Here is a 17592-nt window from a genome sequence, read left to right on the forward strand (position 1 = left end):
GCACATGTACGCCAGGCTGCTGGGTCCGGCCGACGCAGGTGAGATCGACCGCCTCTTCCGCGACGGTACGGGCGCCCTGTTCGTCTGGACACCGCGCGAGGCCGCGGGCGTGGAGGCGTCGATGGCGGCCTTGAAGGACCTCCTGACCGGCCTCGCGCCCCAGGACACCTTCCCCGGCCTCGACCGGCTGCGGGCGGACCGGCAGAGCTTCTGGCTGGCCTCCCGAGGACTGGGTACGCCGTTCACGCCCGACCCCGCCTTCCTGGAGTCGCTCGACGGCGACCCGGCCGGCGGACGGCGGGGCGCGGCGTTCCTGCACGGGAACCCGCAGGCCGGGGCCGACCTGGAGACCCTCAAGGAGAGCCTGGACCGGGCACTGGCGCTGAGCGCCGCCGAGGTGGGCATCCCGCGGTCGTGGTACCCCGCGCTCACCGTGCGGTACCGGGTGATCCGCTACGCACCGCTGCGCCGCCGCTCGGCCGGCATCGGGATGCACCCCGACGGCAGCGTCCTGTCGGCACTGGTCACCGACCGGCCGGGGCTGACGCTGTGGCGCGACGCGGGGACCGCCGTCCAGCCGGCGCGGGACGGCACCCTGGTCCTGCCCGGTTCCATCCTCCACCGCTGGTCCGAGGGCCGCTACGATCCCACGTTCCACCGGGTCGAGGTGGGCCGGGACGCGGAGCCGAAGTTCTCGATGGTGGCCTTCCTCAACTTCCCCGACCGGTCCGGGATCCCGCGGCGGGGCGGGACCACGGCCGGGCGGGTCTTCCCCAACGACGTCCAGGCGTGCAAGGAGGACGACATGGACCGAGGGGGAGGGCACTGGCAGCGGTTCGCCGGGCCCCGCCCCGCCACCGAGCCCCGCCCCGCCACCGGGCCCCGCTCCGCCGCTGGGCCGGCGAACGCCCTCAGGGCCGGCTGACGAGCCGCCCCACCCGGTGCGGAACCCGGCTCTCGGCGCCAGGGAGGGGACGCCCTGGTCACGCCGCGGCGCTCTCGCGGGCGTAGAGCTGGGTGAGGACCGGCATCTCGTACAGTGCCATGTGCGCGGAGACCTCGGCCGTCGGGTAGCCGAGGAGGCCCACTTCCATCAGGCTTTCGACGGTCCGGCTGGCGACGTGTTCGTTGCACTGCAGGGCGGCGGTCGCGTCGGCCAGGGTGAAGAGCGGCCTGGGAAGGTGCCCGAGACGGTGCAACTGGCACCGGACCTCCTCGGGCAGGCTGTGCCACCACGCCGCGAGGCGGCTGCGTACCGAGAGTTCACCCGCGGTCAGCTCGTCGAGCAGGGACGGGCACTTCTCCAGCCGGGCCGCGTACTCCTGGGGCGTCAGGTACTTGAGCAGGGCGAGTTTGGTGCCGCTGACCCGGAGGGCGAGCGGGAGTCGGCCGAGTGCGCCGGCGATTCGTTCGGCGGCGGCGCGGTCACCGGCCAGCCAGGCATCACCGGTGATCCGCGACAGCAGGGTGACGGACTCGTTCTGGGTGAACGGGCCGAGTCCGACCTGGTGCAGCGGGCCGAGGCCGACGAGAATGCGACGGCTGGTGACCAGGACGGAGCCCGAACCGGTGCCGGGAAGCAGGCGGCGCACGCTCTCCTCGTCCGGTGCGTCGTCGAGCAGCACCAGGACCCGGTGGCGGGCGACCCAGGAACGCCAGACGGCGGCGGCCTCCTCGCAGTCCTCCTGCGCGACGGCCCGCAGGGCCGACCGCGGGACGGAACCCAGCAGCCCAGCGGCGCGGAAGAGTTCGGCCAGCACCGACGCGGCCGGCCGCGGCGAACCGTTCTCCTGGCGGAGCCGCACGCTGAGCACACCGTCGGGGTACTCCGCCTGCAGCTGATGACAGACATGCACGGCGAGGCTGGTCTTGCCCACGCCGACCGGCCCGTGCAGCACGACGAGCCGTCCCTCGCCCAGGAGCGCCTGCCGCAGGTCCTGGATGTACGGCTCGCGCCCGGTGAAGTCCGGCAGGTCGGCGGGCAGCGCGACAACCGGATGCCGCGGCTGGGGGGTGACGGACTCCGTGACGGAGTGTCGCGGTCGGCCCGGCCCGCCGTGGTCCTCCACCGGGCGGTCCTCCACCAGGCGGTCCTCCAGTACGCCGCGGTGGACGGCCTCCAGGGTCGGGCTGACGTCGAGCCCCAGTTCCCGGGCCAGGTACTGGCGGATGTCGTCGTAGGAAGCCAGCGCCTCGGTCTTCCGTCCCGCGCGGTAGAGCGCGGTCATGTGGGCCGCGCGCAGCCGCTCGCGCAGCGGGTGCTCGCGAACGGTCTCCGCCAGCAGTTCGGCGACCGCCGGTGCGTGGCCGAGCCCCAGTTCGACCTCGGCCCAGTCCTCGCAGACCGCTACCCGGCGCGCCGCGTAGCGGTCAGCCTCCTGCCAGATGGCCTGCCCGGCCGACAGGTCACTCAGCAGCGGTCCGCTCCACAGGTCCAGTGCCTCGCGCAGCAGGCGGGCGCCGTGCTCCGCCGCGCCCAGCTGAACGGCCTGCCGTCCGGCGCGCAGGAGTTCCTCGAACCGGAGCAGGTCCAGCTCGGCGGGAGAGACCCTCAGCACGTAGCCGCCGGCGTGGCGGACCAGCCGGTCGGGGCGGCCCGCAGGGGCGAGCAGCTTGCGCAGCGAGCAGATGTAGGACTGCAGGTTCTTGCGGGCGGAGGCCGGTGGTTCGTCGGCCCAGACGGCTTCCGCCAGCAGATCGACCGACACCGTGGTGTTGGGGCGGCTGACCAGGACGGCGAGAGTCAGCCGCTGCTTGACCGGGCCCAACGGCACCGGTCGGCCGTCGATCGTCACTTCCAGTTCGCCCAGGGCCCGGATGCTGAGGCCCTGCGATGCCGGACTCTGAGGTCGGGGCAGTGAGTTGATCATGGGTCACCCCTGGGATGCGCTGTTCGTCCGTCAAGTGAAGCGGGCCCGCAGGCCGCACGGTCGTCGTGCTGTACCAGGAACGCACCACCGCACGGCGGCCGTTCACTCCGTACCGGCCGCCACTCGGTGCCCGGAGCCGGAGGGCCCGTACCCAGACCCTGCCGGGCCCGGCTCACGTGCCGCGTGCGTTCTGCTAACGCCCTGATGACCGGAACCGGCCCCACCCTCGGGCACCCCCGGGTGTCCCCGCCGTACGGCCCCCGTCGGACCGATGGATTCTGAGCAGCCATCAAGATGTGCCATGGGTATGCGTATTGACGGGACGAGGTCGGGCGTCATCGGCCCAGGATTCCGATCGCACGCGTATGTGCAGGTCACAGGGCTCGGACTTCACCCCACGTCCGACGATGACTTCGCGGGCCTCGTCCGTGAGGACGGGCTGTCCACGGCGTCCAACGCGTCAACAACTACCGGTCTCAGAACCGGCGGACCAGGCCCTGCCACACCTCACGGGTCGGGTGGAGCTGGTGCGGCATGTTCCAGCCGTCGGCGAGTTTCGAGGGGTGGATGTTCTGTCCGCCGCCGAAGAACTCGCAGAACTTCATCGCCCGAGGCAGTGATGAGATCGTACAGCGCGCGACGTGAAGGGAAGGCTCCGGGTTCGGTGAGGCGAAGGGGGTGCCGCCGTCTGCGGCCACTCGCCCCGAGCCTGCAGTCGAAGCGCTGGAGTGGGTGCGTTGACCTGGCCTTTTGTAGTGGTTCAACAGGAGCCGAGGAAGGCTGGGAACTGCTTCCGGTCGGAGCACGGCGGTCTGTTGTGTCGGATGAGGATCGGGTCTTGGACAGGGATCCGAAGGTGTCGCGAGTCCCAGGTGTAGCTGCCCGTGGCAGCGTCTACTCGGATCAATGCCGACCTCTCTGACGGATCATCAGATAGGAGTCGCAGTCTCTCCGGAGTGGGCAGGGAGCTCATCGGCGGAGCGACGCGAACCATTTTCCCACATGCATTCTCGCTGTTCAGCGCGCTGCAGCGACGCTCGACCTGTACGGGTCGGGCCCACCTTTCCCGTGGGCCCGGCTCGTGCGCCCGGGGACTACTGTCGCTGCCGACCAGCAGTTCCCGACGTCCTACGACCCTTTCCCGCTGCCGTGGACACCTTGGACTTCTCCTGAGCGATTTCCCCCGCTACCTGTACCGAGAAGCCGGTTTCCTTCAGGAACTCCATGGCGGCGAAGATGTCCTTTGAGCTCAGGGCGGGTTCACCACGGGAGGTTCCCGGATCGGTCGATGAACTGTCCCGTCGGCCCGTCCGGGCCGATCGTCGCGAGGGTCACGATGGACTCTGCGCCGTCGGCGACGCTGTGTCCGAGGCCGCCGGTGAAGTCGGTCGCGGTCTGCCCGGGGTCTGCGGCGTTGACCTTCACGTCCTTCAGTTCCTTGGCGTACTGCGTCGTGAGCATCGTGACCGCGGCCTTCGAGGCGCAGTAGAGGGGCAGGGCGTACTGTGACTCGATCCGCGCCGGGTCCTGGGTCATGCCGAAGGAGCCCATCCCGCTGGACACGTTGACGATGACGGGGTTCGGTGACTTGCGCAGCAGCGGGAGGAAGGCGTGCGTGACGCGCACGATCCCGACGACGTTCACGTCGAGCACGGCGCTCACGTCGGCCGCGGTGTACTCCTCGACGGGGCCGACCTTGCCGAGGACGCCGGCGTTGTTGATCAGGACGTCGATCGTCCCCTCATGCGCGGCGACATCCGCGGCCGCGGCCTGGACCGAGGCATCGTCGGTCACGTCGATCTGAACGAACCGGGCGCCGAGCGACTCGGCCGCGGCCCGACCGCGCTCAGGGTGGCGGGCACCGAGGAGGACGGTGTGCCCCGCCTCGACGAGGCGACGAGCGGTTTCAAAGCCGAGGGACTTGTTGGCCCCGGTGACGAAAGTGGTGGTCATGCTGGTTCCTCCTGGTCCGAACAGCACGGTCGTGCGCTGTTCACGCACTCCATGCTGGGTTCCCGGGAGGGTTGGCGGGAGCTACGGAACTTCCTGGTACCGCGCGTACCACCCAGCAGCCTGGTCCACCGGACGGGGCGGAACGCGGGCCTTCATGTCTGCGGAGACATCCTCTGGACGCCAATGGCCGCAAGGAATTCGAGTTTGCTGCGGGCGTCGGTGCCTGGCTGCGGCGTGTACACCACGAGGCGAAGGTTCGTGTCCTGGGTGTTGAGGATGTCGGAGTTCATGGCGATGTCTCCGACATCCGGGTGCCGGACGAGTTTGTGCGCACTCTGGTGACCGCCCACCGCTCCGCGGCTCCACAACTCGCAGAACCGTGGGCTGAGGTTCAGCCTCGATACCAACGCCGCGAGGTCGGGATCGTCGGGGTACCGGCCCGTCGTCGTGCGCAGGTCCGCGACGAGGGACTCCTCGAACGCCACCCGCTCGGCCGCCGTCTGCCGAACCCGGGGCAGCTCACCCAGGAACTGCCAGACCAGGACGTTGCGGTCTCCCACACCGCGGACCGTGGGATCGCCGAACGTGGCCGCGAACAGCGGATTCCAGTGCAGCAACTGCCAGGTGGCGTCGTAGATCGCCAGCGGGTTGCCGGCGAGCTGGTCCACGATCCGGTACAGGCTCCCTGGGATCGTTCGTGGAACCCTGGCCGGATCCGCCGTGTGACCGGCCATGCGCAAAAGGTGAGCATGCTCGTCGTCGGACAGGTGCAGGGCGCGAGCCAGGGCCGAGCAGACCTGCGCCGAGGGTGTCGCCACCCGTCCCTGCTCCAACTGGACCACGTACTCGACCGAGATGCCGGCCAGCGTCGCCAGCTCCGCGCGTCGCAGACCGGGGACCCGACGGGGTGAGCCGTGTGCGAAGCCCACCGTCGCGGGATCCAGCCGGTCCCGCCACGCCCGCAGCGCGGCACCGAGTTGATCCATGCGCGCCATCCTCCCGCACACTCCGCCCCGCTGGGTGGTACGCGCTGTACCACGAAGCCCCGTAGCTCCCGCCGACGCTCCCCGGGGCTCAGTGTCGAGTATCGAGTCCGTGATCGCCGGGCTCAACGCCGACGAGGACGATCACGCTGCGGAGTTGCCGGTGAGTGGTGCTCAGCGGTACGGATCGCGCCGCTGAGCTGCGCCGGGGCTGCTGTGAGCCTGTGGCCAGAGCTACGCCGAGTGACGACGTGGCCCTTCCGTGCCTGGGAGAGGCGGCCGGTTGGGGGATCTCCTCGGCAGGGCCGGCCAGTGTCACCCTGCCGAATTGCCGTGTCCGTCAGGAATGTCGGATGGCCGGTTCTGTCCGGCTGTGTGGCTGTGTGGCAGATGTGGTGGCGGCGGGCATGGTTTTACTCCTGTGCTATACCTAGGAAGACAGGTAGCAAGTTTATCTAGCAAATAGGGGGTCGTGTTGTCCTCGACCAGAGCCGTACGCCGGTGGCGGTGGCTTCTTCCGGTGGTGCTCGTCGTGCTGTGGCTGGCGATCGGCGGCGGCCTCGGGCCGTTCGCCGGAAAGCTCGGGCAGGTCGCGACCAACGACAGTGCGGCGTTCCTCCCGCAGAGCGCCGAGTCGACGAAGGTCCTGGCCGCTCAGCGGGCCATGGACACCCGGGAGTCCGTCCCGCTGGTGGTCGTGTGGTCCTCGGCCCCGGCCGCGCTCCCCGCCGCCGCAGCGGACGGGGCGCAGCGGGCGCTCGCGGGCCTGACGGGGCTGTCCGCGCTGGCGGGTACCCCCGGTGCGGTGGTGCCGTCCAAGGACGGCCGGGCGCTTGAGGCAGTGGTTCCCCTGCGGACGGATCTGGGTGACCGGCTGCGGGCGACGGTGGACCTCGTGCGCTCCCGGGCGGCGGTCGCCGGCACGAGCGTGTACCTGGCCGGGCCGGCGGCGAGCCAGGCGGACCTGGTCGACGCCTTCTCCGGGATCGACGGGTTGTTGCTCGGCGTGGCGCTGGGGGTGGTGCTGATCATCCTGGTGCTGGTCTATCGCAGTGTCCTGCTGCCGCTGGCGGTGATCGTCAGTGCCGTCTTCGCACTGGGGCTGGCCAGCGGCGTCGTCTACGTGCTCGCCCGGCACGGGGTGGTCCGGATCGACGGGCAGGTACAAGGGATCCTGTCGATCCTGGTGATCGGTGCGGCGACCGACTACGCGCTTCTGCTCAGCGCGCGCTTCCGCGAGGAACTCATGCACGCGCCGGACCGGTTCACGGCGATGCGCACCGCGTGGCGCCGCTCCTTCGAGCCGGTCGTGGCCAGCGCCACCACCGTCGCGCTGGGCCTGCTGGCGCTGCTGCTGAGCGATCTGACGAACACCCGGGCGCTCGGCCCGGTCGGTGCGATCGGGGTGGTGTGCGCCGGCCTGAGCGCGTTGACGTTCCTGCCCGCCGTGCTGGTGCTGTTGGGGCGCGCCGCGTACTGGCCGACCCGACCCCGCCCCGGACAGGGCGCGAGTTCCGGGCTCTGGACCCGTGTCGCCCGCCTGGTCGGCGCCCACCCCCGCCGGGTGTGGGTGTGGTCCCTGGCCGCCCTGGCCGCGGCCGCCTGCGCGCTGCCGCTGTTCTCCGCGCGCGGCCTTCCCCTGGCGGAGACGTTCATCCACACCGAGCCCTCGGTCACCGCCCAGCGGGTCGTCGACGCCCACTTCCCCGCAGGACAGGGCAACCCCGCAGTGATCCTGACCCGCGCGGACCGGACCGACGCCGTCCTGGCCGCGGTCCGGGCGACCCCGGGAGTCGCTGCCGCCGCCGCAGCGCCCGACGGCACGACAGGTCCCGTACGTGTGCTGGACGCCGTCCTCGCAGATCCCGCCGACAGCCGTGCCGCGCAGGACACGGTGCACCGGCTGCGCGCCGCCGTGCACCGGGTGCCGGGCGCCCAGGCCCTGGTCGGCGGCTACACCGCTCAGCAGTCCGACATCCAGGACACCGCCGCACACGACCGGCTCGTCATCATCCCGGTGGTGCTGGCGATCATCACGTTCATCCTGATCCTGCTGCTGCGGGCCCTGGTGGCGCCGCTGCTGCTGATTGCGACCGTCATGCTGAACTTCGCGGCCACCCTCGGCGTGAGCGCCCTGGTCTTCCCCGCCGTCTTCGGCCTGCACGGCGCGGACGCCTCGGTCCCGCTGTACGGATTCGTGTTCCTGGTGGCTCTCGGGGTCGACTACAACATCTTCCTGATGACCCGTGTCCGCGAGGAGTCCCGGCATCTCGGCACCCGCTCGGGGGTCCTGCGCGGACTGACCGCCACCGGAGGTGTGATCACCTCCGCGGGTGTCGTCCTGGCAGCCACCTTCTCCGCCCTGGGCGTCATCCCGCTCGCGTTCCTCTTGCAGATCGCTTTCATCGTGGCGTTCGGCGTCCTGCTGGACACCACCGTCGTGCGTTCGCTGCTGGTGCCGGCCCTGGTACACAGCCTGGGCGAGCGCGTGTGGTGGCCCGGCCGCCCGCGGCACGGCGCGGCCGGCGCACCCGCCGGTACGGACGGGGAGCCGGCCGGAGGACAATAGGCGGGACAGCGCGACGGAAGGTGGTGTGGCCAGTGGCCGAGGCAGTCGAGGACGGCGCACGGACGCAGGCCGCGCCGCCGCCACGCGGGGGCGAACTCGGAGGGCCGGTCTCCTGGGCTCTGCGCCAGGTGCTGCTGGCGAACCGGGACGCCGAACAGGCCCTCGCCCGGCACCTGGGCCTCGGGGTGAACGACGTCACCGCGATGGAGCACCTGCTGGGTGCTCCCGAAGGTCTTGGCCCGATGGACATCGCCCAGCGGCTCGGTATCCGCTCCGCGTCGGCCACCGTGCTGGTGGACCGGCTGGAGGAGGCCGGACACGTGACCCGGGTACCACACCGGACGGACCGGCGCCGGACGGTGGTGCAGCCCACCCAGCACGCGCGCGCGGAGATCGTCAGGGCATTGCTGCCCCTGGTGGCGGCCGTCGAGGACGCCGCGGCCGGACTCAGTGAGACCGAGCGGTCGATCGTGGTCCACTTCCTGGACAGGGCGGCCGAACGCATCAGGGACGAGGCGGGAAAGCTGAACGCCACCCAGGATTAACGCAAGGAAGCGATGCTGCTCCGGCGAACGGCCTCCGGTCGGTCTCACTCCAGACAGGCGCGCCGGGCAACGCGCAGCCTGAGTCGGACAGCTGACGGGTCACTATGTCGACCGCGAGCATGGTCCGGCTCGGGGTTCGGTTCGACCAGCGGTCACGGCCGCAGCTCGCGGGACGGCGTTCCCGCCGGTACCAACTACCGCTCCGCTCACCCCGTCGGTTGCCCGGACCGGCTGCCGAGCGGGCGCGCGACGGGCGGGCCGGTCCGCGCAGGACGAGGACCTCGATACAGGCAGCGCCGACTGGGACCGAGCTGAGCGTCTCGGTGGTGGCTGTTCTCCTGGGGATCAGCCGCAGGTCCGCGACCGCTGCGCGTAGCGCGCCGGCCGTCGAATCGACCAGGACCACGAAGACAACCGCCGGTCAGATCATCGATGCCGTCGGACGCTACTGTGCGAGGGTTCCGGACAGGGCCTATGCACCGTACCGGTCGGCAAGTTCGCGGACGGTCGCCACGAGGCGGGCCCGCAACTCATGTGGTTCGAGGACCTCCAAGTCGGCGCCCAGTTTCAGGAACTCGCCGTGGGCGTGGTCGAGCGACTCGATGGGCACGGCCGCCCTGGTCCAGCTGTCCGCCTCGACCACCCCACCGTCCGCGACCGCCCGGCCGACCGCGTGGCCCAGCTGCTCGCGGACCCGGGCGACACCGCGCGGCGACAGCCGCACCACCGCCTCTCCGGTGTGCAGTCGGGCGTGAAAGTCGGCGAGCCGGTCCCGCCAGTGGGCGGCCAGGTCGAAGCCCGCAGGTGACTCGAACTGCTCCTCCAGAGCACGTAGTTCGAGGATCTGGTCGACCCGGTACGTACGCGCGGTGCCGCCGCCCTCGGCGGCGACCAGGTACCAGCGGCCGGCCTTGAGCACCAGTCCGTACGGCTCCAGCCGCCGCTCGACCTCGGTGGGAGCCTTCCACCGCCGGTAGCGGACCCACACCGCGTGCCGATCCCAGACCGCGGCGGCGACGGCCGCCAGGTGCGGCGTCTCGTCCACGTTCCCGTACCAGCCGGGTGCGTCGAGGTGGAAGCGCTCCTGGATCCGCCCGGCCTGCTCCCGCAGCTCCGCCGGGAGGGCGGCCCGCAGCTTGAGCTGGGCGGCGGCCAGCACCTCGCCGAGGCCCAACTCGGCGGCCGGGCCGGGCAACCCGGCCAGGAAGACGGCCTGCGCCTCATCGGCTGTGAGCCCCGTCAGCCGGGTGCGGTACCCGTCGAGCAGCTGGTAGCCGCCGCCGTGCCCGGCGTCCCCGTACAGCGGGATGCCGGCTGCGGCGAGCGCCTCGACGTCCCGGTAGACCGTCCGGACCGAGACCTCCAGTTCATCGGCGAGCTGGCAGGCCGTCATCCGGCCCCGGTTCTGAAGGAGCAGGAGCAGCGAGATCAGTCGGCCGGCGCGCATGGCTGTCAGTATCCACTGACAGGAGATGGCAGTGAACCGGCTTTAGTCTCCGGACCATGAACGACTTCGACTTCCTCCACGGCTCCTGGGACGTGGCCAACCGCAGGCTGACCGAGCTTCTGGTCGGCGGTGGCAGCTGGGAGGAGTTCCCCGGCCACGCCGTCGTCCGCCCGCTGTTCGGCGGGAGCGGCAACATCGACGAGATCACCTTTTCGACCCTGGGGCACCAGGGCGTGACCCTCCGGCTTTTCGACCAGGAACGCAAGGAGTGGTCGATCCACTGGGCCGACAGCCGCACCGGCCGGCTCGGCCCGCCCGTCGTGGGCAACTTCGTCGGCGGCCGGGGCGACTTCTACGGCGAGGACACCTATCGGGGGCGCCCGATCCGGGTCCACTTCGTCTGGCAGCGGCTGACGGCCGACTCGGCCCGCTGGGAGCAGGAGTTCTCGGTGGACGACGGGCAGAGCTGGGAGCTCAACTGGGTCATGGAGCTCAGCCGGGCCCAGCCGAAGGACGCCTCATGACCATCGTCGAACTCCGCCAGTACACCCTCCACCCGGGCGCCCGCGACACCCTGATCGAGCTCTTCGAGCGGGAGTTCGTGACCGGTCAGGAAGCCGTAGGCATCACCGTCGGCGGCCGGTTCCGGGACCTGGACCACCCGGACCGCTTCGTCTGGCTGCGCAGTTTCCCGGACATGGCGGAACGGGCGCGAGCGCTGCAAGCCTTCTACTACGGCCCCGTCTGGCAGGCCCACCGCGACGCGGCCAACGCCACCATGCTGGACTCGGACGACGTTCTCCTGCTGCGCGGTCCGGGCTTCACCGCCCCGGACGGCGCCGGGCCGGTCGTCGCGACCATCTGCCATCCCCTGGACGCCGCCGCCTTCGCCGACCACTTCGAGCAGCATCTGCGCCCGGAGCTGACCGCCGGCACACCGCCGCTGGCGGTCCACCGCACCGAGCACGCGGAGAACACCTTCCCCGCCCTGCCCGTGCGGACCGGCGAGGACGTCCTGGTGTGGTTCACCGCGGGGGACTCAGCACCCCTGCCGGACCTCTCGACGCACCTGAAGTCCGTCCCGCAGCAGCTGCGTCTCGCGCCGGTGCCGCGACGCTCCTGGCGCTCCTGTCCGGAGCCCCTCGCGCAGTAGCGTCCGATGGCGTCGATGATCTGGTCGGCGGTCCTGGTCCACTTGAAGGTCAAGCCCGTGCGCGGGCGGGCACCTCCCGGGCGAGGACGATCGCGACGGCACCGAGAAGGCTCCCAGTGGTCCAGCGTTGCCACTTGGCCCATGCCGGGCGGCTCTTGAGCAGGCCGGCGATCGATCCGGCCGCGAGCACGATCAGCGCGTTCACGGTGAGGCCCACCGCTATCTGCACGGCGCCGAGAGTGAACCCTTGGGCCGTGGTGTGGCCGCGAGCGGGATCGATGAACTGCGGGATGAGCGCGAGGTACAGGATGGCGACCTTCGGGTTGAGCAGGTTGGTGATCAGCCCCATCCGCAGCAGCCTCCAGTGCGAGTCGCGCTGGAGGCTGCGTGGCTCGAACAACCCGCGTCCTCCCTGCCTGAGCGCCTGCCAGGCCAGGACTGCGAGGTAGGCGGCGCCGGCAGCCTTGAAACCGATGTACAGCCACGGGACGGCAACGAAGACCACCGCCAACCCCACGTTGGCCAAAGTCATGTACACGAGGAAGCCCACCGCAGTCCCGACCAGCGAGACAAGCCCGGCTACGCGGCCCTGGCTGACGCTCCGAGACACCAAATAGACCATGTTCGGGCCCGGCGTCAACGCCATTCCTAGTTCGACCAGGGCCATTCCGCCGGCTGCCGCCAATGAGATCATCACACATGCCACCATGTCAGACGCGGTGCAACAGGCGTCACCCGGCATCCGGTCGGCGGTGCTCCAGGTGGTGGGGCGCGCACCCACGGCGGCTGAGGCGGCCCACATGTCCGCTACGCCCTGAACGAGAACCCCATGAGTTTCTGATCAACAGCACGGGCCTTCCGGTTCATCCGAACCAGCGAGTCCGGGAGGGTGTGCTGCGCGGCTCACCGATTGGGCCCATGAGTGACCTGGAGGAGTTGTATCGCCACAGTTCATGGATGCCAAGCAGACTGCCGAGTACCTCAATATGTCTCTATCGTGGGTGTATCGCGACGCCGCCCGCTGAGCTTGCCTTTAACGTCCGGCTTCGAACGGGCGGGCCCGGTGATCACTCGTCCGGTGTTCCTGGGACGGTGGCACGGCTACCGGGGGTGTGATCGAGATGCGCGTCAGAGGGGCAACGGAATGATCTTGAAGCCCTGAGTCCGGCCCCCGTATTTCAGAGGGACACGCGCGCTGTTCTGCCAGCGGCGGAACACCGGCCGGACCGGGCTCGACGGTCACTACAGTCCAGTCTCATGAGGACGATTACGACGCGCACGGTCGAGTACCCGGCGGACGGTTTGACGATGATCGGGCACCTCGCGCTCCCCGCTGGTGCCGACCGCCGGCCCGCGGTGCTGCTCGGACCAGAGGGCATGGGGCTCAGCGACGTCGAGCGCCGCCGGGCCGACGCTCTCGCCGAACTGGGATATGTAGCGCTGGCCTTCGACCTTCACGGCGGGCGCTATGTGGGCCACCCCGAGGAGATGCTGGCCCGGTGCCTGCCGCTGCTCGCCGATCCGGACCGGATGCGGGGCATCGGCCATGCTGCGCTCGACGTGCTGCGCACCGAACCGCGGACCGACCCCGACCGGATCGCCGCCATCGGCTACGGCACCGGGGGCGCCATCGGGCTGGAACTCGGGCGCGACGGCGCCAACCTGCGCGCGATCGGGACAGTCAACGCAACTACCACGGGCCGGCCGGGCGAGGCGGCGCGCATTCGCTGCCCGGTGTGGGCCGGGGTCGGGTCGGAAGACCCGATCATGCCGCCCGCGCAACGGAACGCGTTCACCGCCGAGATGCAGGCCGCAGGCGTCGACTGGCGCCTCACGGTCTACGGCGGCGCCTTGCACGCCTTCCACCACCCCCCGGTCGACCACCCCACGGTCCCCGGCGTCGGCTACCATCCACGGCACGCACAGCGAGCCTGGCGCGACGTCGTCAACCTGCTCGCCGAGTGCCTGCCCGTGACGGAGGCTCCGGGGGCATGACCCAGGCAGACAGCCCGGCACCAGGCCACGACGATCACTCGTCCGAGTGTTCCCGGGACGGCGGTACGGCCTTCGCGTGATCCTGAACTCGACCAAGAGATAAAGGACTTGACGCGAAGGCCGTGATGGTGAGTCTGGTGGAGCGGGGCGTGCAGTGCGAGCCGTTCGCGGAACTGTCACGCTTCCGCGGGGTCTTCTACGACTACCTGACCGGACGGCGTGACGCGCTGTTCGAGCTCACCGACGCGGTGCTGTGCACCGACGGGTCGGTGAAGACCCTGGTGGACCTGGCGCTCGCTCCCGAACGCCGACGCGGGCACGGGGCCCTGTACGGCGCGCCGAACAAGGGATGCCTGGACGTCGAGCGGCTGCGGACCGCATTGGTTGGCCTGCCACTGCCACTGCCACTGCCACTGCCACTGCCGCGGGCCGCCGACGGCCGCCCGGTCCTGGCGGTGGACGTCTCGCCCTGGTTGCGGCCCGGCGCCGCCACCAGCGATGCCCGCTCGTTCTGCCACCGCGAACGCGATGGCCTGGGACCGTATCCACCCCCGGCTCACCACTCGCTCCGCGTGGATCGACCACGACGGTGAACTCCCCACCCTCGAAGGAACGTTGATCCGCCTGGAGGTCGACCGTCTGCCCGGCGGCGGAGACCCGCTACCCCTGTGGTTATGGTCCACCACCGGCATGACCACCGGCGACGTCGACGTGCGGTGGCAGGCCTTCCTCAGGAGATTCGATCTGGAACACACCTTCCGGATGATCAAGCAGACGCTCGGCTGGACCCGCCCGAAGCTCCGTACTCCACAAGCCGCCGACCGATGGACGTGGCTGATCGTCACCGCTCACACCCAGCTTCGCCTCGCCCGCCCACTCGCCGAGGACGTCCGCCGGCCCTGGGAACGACCGGCCGAACCGAACAGGCTTACCCCTGCCCGAGTCCGACGCGGGTTCAGAAACCTCCGCCCGACTTTGCCCTGTCCGGCCCGTGTGCCCAAACCCACCCAGCCCGGCCCCGGCAGGCCGCTCGGCTCCAAGAACCGGCATCCCGCCACTCGCTACGACGTGGGCAAAACCGTCCGACGCCCCGAGACCATCATCGAACGCGACCGGGCCGGACCCTGACAAGTGTCGTGGGAGATCCAATGTGGGCTCCATGCGTCAGGTCGCGGTGGGGATGTAGCGGGCTGCTGCGAGCTTGGCCATCGTCCGAAGTCTCGCGAAGTAGGAGGCGCAGTACTCCGAGTTGATCAGGGTCACGACCTTGTCGAGGTCGGCGATGCAAGCCCGGAGGATGGCAATGCCACTGTCGTCGAGCCCACCGTTCAGCTCTCTCTGAACGAGGCCGGCGACGTCGGCGTCCAGGAGGATCAGCTCCACACCCTCAATGTCAATGCCGCGGAAGCTGTCCGGGTACAGGGCGCGCCGGTGTTCCTCCCACAGCCGGGCGAGTCGGTCTTCAGGCTGCGCTCCGTTCATGTCGACAGCTGCCACCTCTGCCGCAGATGGTGGGGGAAGGAGCAGGGAAACAGCATCGAAGACGGCACGCACCATGGTGACGGCCCTGACCGGGCCGAGGGCGGCACTTGTCACAGTGCCCTGCGTGAGCTTGTCGCGCAATAGTCGGCTGCGGTCGAGCTCGGCAGCGAGTTCGGCCGGGATGAGCCCTGCATCGGCGGCCCGCTCGATGAGGTCCTGGACCGGTTCGTTGACGGCCAGACGCTCGGCAAGGACGTGCTCCAGAGCGAACAGGGAATGCGTGACGGCAACTGTGGCGAACTCGTACCGGTAGTAGGAGTGCCGGATGAGCTCGCGGGACGTTTCCATCGCGCTCATGACGTACATCGACGCGTCGCCGGGCAGAACCAGGTCGGCCACCAAGGCGTCCATGCCCGCACAGTCGAGAACGACGTCGCGGACACGCGGGTCCGGTACTGGCAGAGGGAGCGGGCCGGGCAGCGGCGGCAGGGTGTTCACCAGGGCAGTCTTGTCGTCTGAAGGCTCTCGGTGCCAACGGATTTGCTCGGGGCGGTCGGCGACCCGGTGCCGCACATCGCCACTGGCCCGATCCGACCTTAAAGAACAAGATCAGATTGGAGTCGCAGTCTCCCAGGAGTGAGCAGCGGGTTCGTCGGTGGAGTGGCACGAACCAGTTCCCCACATGCATTCTCGCTGGTCGGCGAGCTGCAGCTTGACGCAGATGGGTGAGTGGACCGGGCTGAGCAGCTGTGACATGGCCGTGCTCTGCAGGTTCCGACATGCTGTCTTGAAGCGCGTGCCCACCCACCGCCACGTCTTCTGCCGCGCGGCGGTGTTGCCGTCGGATGCGACCAGGCTGAGCCTGGTGGAGGTGACCCGTGCCGTGCTGGACGGCAGCACCGCCCGGGACGCGGTGCCGGCGGGCTGAAGCCCAGCAGGTCCAGTTGTCACGTGCTCGCGGACGGGCACCGTCCGTCAGCCGTCGCGTTAACGCGATGTCTGATTCCTGCCAGCACGCGTGCGTACGTCGAGCAAGCATGGGCGCATGACCAGGTACACCGTACTTCCCATCGACGCGGCAGCCTTCGAGGAACTGAGGGTTGCCGACGACGCAGGCCGCCCCTGTACCCCGTACGTCGCGACCCGCGACGACACAGGATCCCCGCTGCGTTGCTGCCTGCGCCCCATCGCGCTCGGCGATCGGATCGCCCTTGTTTCCTATGCTCCGTTGCGGCGCTGGGCCGCTGCGACGGGTGAACGTCCTGGCGCCTACGACGAACAGGGCCCCGTCTTCATCCACGCCGATGACTGTGGCGGGTTCGTCCCTGGCGAGAACTACCCCTTCGATCGGCCGGGCGCCCTGCGTACCGTGCGCCGCTACGACGCCCGGGGCCGTATCGCCGGTGGGCGCCTGCTGGAGATTCCGACCGACGCCACGGGCGGCTTCGATGCAGCCTTCGACGATGCGTTCAGCGACCCGGACGTGGTGCTCGTGCATGTCCGGGCACTGGAATACGGATGCTTCCAGTTCGAGGTACGGAGGCCCACCGCAGAGGTTGATGAGGCCTGTTGAAATTGGCTCTGACCGGATCTGCGTGAACGCTCTTGTAGGTTCTTCCGGACTCGCACGAGCGGATCCCCGGCGGAGGCAGACGGAGTGACTGAGGTTTTCTCAGCGGTGATCACTTCAGGTGGGATCGGTCCGTAGACTGATGGCATGTCAGCCATGGATCTCCAGCGCATCGCGGCCTTCCGCGCGTCCTTCGCCCGGCGGCAGGCCGCTGCGGTGACCGAGATTCCCGGCGGTGTGGTGGTCCTGGACCAGGAGTACGCGGCCTCCCACGAACACAACCAGCTCGTCATCGAGGGGCCGACGGCTCCCTCCGACCTCCCCGCTCTGGCCGATACCGCTCTCGGCCACCTGCGCCACCGCCGGATCACGATCCTCGACGACGCCGTCGGCACCGGCTGCGCGCCCGCCCTCACCGCAGCCGGCTACGCCCACGAGACCGAGCTCGTCATGACCTATTCCGGCTCTTCCACCGTCCCCGGCTCGCCCGCGCAGACGGTCGCTCTTGGCGACCTGCTTCCTGCCCTGGTCCGCCAGCTCCGTATCTGGATGCCCCAGGCCGAGGACGATGCGGTCCACCAGCTCGCAGACCGCCGGACAGCCCGGCTCCGCGGCGCCGAGCAGGTCCGCTTCCTCGCTGTCCGCGATGAGAACGGCACGGTCTGCGCCTGGGCCGACACCTACCTCGATGCCGCCCACGGGATCGCCCAGATCGAGGACGTCGTCACCGCTGACGCCCATGTCCGGCGCGGCTACGCGGACACCATCCTCGCCACGGCCCTGCAGCACGCATCGGGCTACAGCCTGGTCTTCCTCCTCGCCGACCCCGACGACTGGCCACGCTGCTGGTACGCCCGCCGTGGCTTCACCCCGATCGGCCGCTCGCACGTCTTCACCCGCACGGAATCCGGGAGCTGAGCGGGCCCGGTCCGGGACGGTCCGCCGTCGTTGCGGACAGACGCAAAGCCTCTGGTAGGACAGGTCCAACCACAAGATCATGTCCATAGCTACCAGAGGCTTCACGG

16 protein-coding genes and 1 pseudogene are annotated in these 17592 nt (G+C 70.0%); 10 read left to right on the plus strand and 7 right to left on the minus strand.

What is annotated here, in order from left to right; genetic code table 11:
- Window positions 1–4 precede the first annotated feature (4 nt).
- On the plus strand, window positions 5–925 hold the full coding sequence (locus ABD330_RS18765) for a 2OG-Fe(II) oxygenase family protein (RefSeq protein ID WP_344466500.1): 921 nt from the start codon (window positions 5–7) through the stop codon (window positions 923–925).
- 58 nt (window positions 926–983) lie between these two features.
- Here ABD330_RS18765 and ABD330_RS18770 read toward each other — a convergent pair whose 3' ends face one another.
- From ABD330_RS18770 to ABD330_RS18785, 4 genes are all read right to left on the minus strand, one after another.
- Window positions 984–2870: an AfsR/SARP family transcriptional regulator gene (locus tag ABD330_RS18770; RefSeq protein WP_344466502.1), complete on the minus strand. Its 1887-nt coding sequence runs from the start codon at window positions 2868–2870 to the stop codon at window positions 984–986.
- Window positions 2871–3346: 476 nt separating this feature from the next.
- The gene (locus ABD330_RS18775; RefSeq protein ID WP_344466504.1) at window positions 3347–3475 is read right to left on the minus strand and encodes a hypothetical protein; all 129 of its coding nucleotides are present in this window, start codon (window positions 3473–3475) and stop codon (window positions 3347–3349) included.
- A gap of 655 nt (window positions 3476–4130) precedes the next feature.
- Complete coding sequence (locus tag ABD330_RS18780) at window positions 4131–4823, minus strand: SDR family NAD(P)-dependent oxidoreductase (RefSeq protein ID WP_344466506.1); 693 nt, start codon at window positions 4821–4823, stop codon at window positions 4131–4133.
- Window positions 4824–4975: 152 nt separating this feature from the next.
- The gene (locus ABD330_RS18785) at window positions 4976–5809 is read right to left on the minus strand and encodes a helix-turn-helix domain-containing protein (protein WP_344466508.1); all 834 of its coding nucleotides are present in this window, start codon (window positions 5807–5809) and stop codon (window positions 4976–4978) included.
- Between the two features lie 469 nt (window positions 5810–6278).
- Here ABD330_RS18785 and ABD330_RS18790 point away from each other — a divergent pair, with 469 nt between their 5' ends.
- Together ABD330_RS18790 and ABD330_RS18795 are read left to right on the plus strand one after the other, a co-directional pair.
- The gene (locus ABD330_RS18790; RefSeq protein ID WP_425555575.1) at window positions 6279–8375 is read left to right on the plus strand and encodes an MMPL family transporter; all 2097 of its coding nucleotides are present in this window, start codon (window positions 6279–6281) and stop codon (window positions 8373–8375) included.
- Window positions 8376–8407: 32 nt separating this feature from the next.
- Window positions 8408–8920, plus strand: a complete 513-nt coding sequence (locus tag ABD330_RS18795; protein ID WP_344466512.1) for a MarR family winged helix-turn-helix transcriptional regulator — start codon at window positions 8408–8410, stop codon at window positions 8918–8920.
- 472 nt (window positions 8921–9392) lie between these two features.
- Here ABD330_RS18795 and ABD330_RS18800 read toward each other — a convergent pair whose 3' ends face one another.
- Window positions 9393–10367: a helix-turn-helix transcriptional regulator gene (locus tag ABD330_RS18800; RefSeq protein WP_344466514.1), complete on the minus strand. Its 975-nt coding sequence runs from the start codon at window positions 10365–10367 to the stop codon at window positions 9393–9395.
- A 56-nt stretch (window positions 10368–10423) separates the two neighbouring features.
- Here ABD330_RS18800 and ABD330_RS18805 point away from each other — a divergent pair, with 56 nt between their 5' ends.
- Window positions 10424–10891 (plus strand): hypothetical protein, encoded by a 468-nt coding sequence (locus ABD330_RS18805; protein ID WP_344466516.1) that lies wholly within the window; start codon window positions 10424–10426, stop codon window positions 10889–10891.
- Window positions 10888–11520 (plus strand): NIPSNAP family protein, encoded by a 633-nt coding sequence (locus ABD330_RS18810; RefSeq protein ID WP_344466518.1) that lies wholly within the window; start codon window positions 10888–10890, stop codon window positions 11518–11520. The genes ABD330_RS18805 and ABD330_RS18810 overlap by 4 nt, the downstream gene beginning before the upstream one ends.
- Window positions 11521–11569: 49 nt before the next feature.
- Here ABD330_RS18810 and ABD330_RS18815 read toward each other — a convergent pair whose 3' ends face one another.
- Window positions 11570–12214: a LysE family translocator gene (locus ABD330_RS18815; protein ID WP_344466633.1), complete on the minus strand. Its 645-nt coding sequence runs from the start codon at window positions 12212–12214 to the stop codon at window positions 11570–11572.
- Window positions 12215–12777: 563 nt separating this feature from the next.
- Here ABD330_RS18815 and ABD330_RS18820 point away from each other — a divergent pair.
- Both ABD330_RS18820 and ABD330_RS18825 read left to right on the plus strand, forming a co-directional pair.
- Window positions 12778–13515 (plus strand): dienelactone hydrolase family protein, encoded by a 738-nt coding sequence (locus ABD330_RS18820; protein WP_344466520.1) that lies wholly within the window; start codon window positions 12778–12780, stop codon window positions 13513–13515.
- A 125-nt stretch (window positions 13516–13640) separates the two neighbouring features.
- A pseudogene (locus tag ABD330_RS18825) lies at window positions 13641–14643 on the plus strand (transposase).
- A 36-nt stretch (window positions 14644–14679) separates the two neighbouring features.
- Here the strand turns inward: ABD330_RS18825 and ABD330_RS18830 are convergent.
- Window positions 14680–15495, minus strand: coding sequence for a hypothetical protein (locus ABD330_RS18830; RefSeq protein WP_344466522.1), 816 nt, complete (start codon window positions 15493–15495; stop codon window positions 14680–14682).
- 298 nt (window positions 15496–15793) lie between these two features.
- On the opposite strand from ABD330_RS18830, the gene ABD330_RS18835 reads away from it, so the two are divergent.
- The 3 genes from ABD330_RS18835 (at window position 15794) to ABD330_RS18845 (ending at window position 17485) form a co-directional block, all read left to right on the plus strand.
- The gene (locus tag ABD330_RS18835; protein WP_344466524.1) at window positions 15794–15925 is read left to right on the plus strand and encodes a hypothetical protein; all 132 of its coding nucleotides are present in this window, start codon (window positions 15794–15796) and stop codon (window positions 15923–15925) included.
- Between the two features lie 117 nt (window positions 15926–16042).
- Window positions 16043–16570 (plus strand): DUF1203 domain-containing protein, encoded by a 528-nt coding sequence (locus ABD330_RS18840; RefSeq protein WP_344466526.1) that lies wholly within the window; start codon window positions 16043–16045, stop codon window positions 16568–16570.
- Window positions 16571–16714: 144 nt separating this feature from the next.
- A complete protein-coding gene (locus ABD330_RS18845; RefSeq protein WP_344466528.1) occupies window positions 16715–17485 on the plus strand; it encodes a GNAT family N-acetyltransferase in 771 nt (256 codons plus the stop codon).
- The last annotated feature ends 107 nt before the right edge of the window (window positions 17486–17592 follow it).

The organism is Kitasatospora kazusensis, assembly GCF_039529945.1.
In the GTDB taxonomy this organism is placed as follows: Bacteria; Actinomycetota; Actinomycetes; order Streptomycetales; family Streptomycetaceae; genus Kitasatospora; species Kitasatospora kazusensis.